Below are 336 nucleotides of genomic sequence, written 5' to 3' on the forward strand. Positions count from 1 at the left end.
CTCGCTTACATCGACCCGGCCATCCCGCGGCTGAACTACCGCATCGACACCGTGGAGGAGCTGGCCGAGCACTTCGTCATGTGGGAGTCCGCCATCGCTATGTGCGGCTACCTCATGGGCGTGTGCCCCTTCGACCAGCCCGACGTGGCCTCCGCGAAGGCTGAGGTGCTCGACATCCTGAAGAACGGCCAGCCCGAACCCGACTTCACCGAGGTGTTCACGACCGATGTGGACATGGGTCGCGTGGAAGTGTCCTTCGCGCCCATGTTCGAGGGCTGCGAGGATTTGCACGCGGCGCTCTACGCGCTGCTGTCCTCCATCCAGCCCGGCGATTTC

General features: G+C 64.6%; 1 pseudogene. It reads left to right on the forward strand.

The features are described from left to right. A pseudogene (locus NE591_RS13465) lies at positions 1–336 on the forward strand (glucose-6-phosphate isomerase); the annotation flags it as partial.

The organism is Adlercreutzia sp. DFI.6.23, from assembly GCF_024462535.1.
GTDB classification, from domain to species: domain Bacteria; phylum Actinomycetota; class Coriobacteriia; order Coriobacteriales; family Eggerthellaceae; genus Adlercreutzia; species Adlercreutzia rubneri.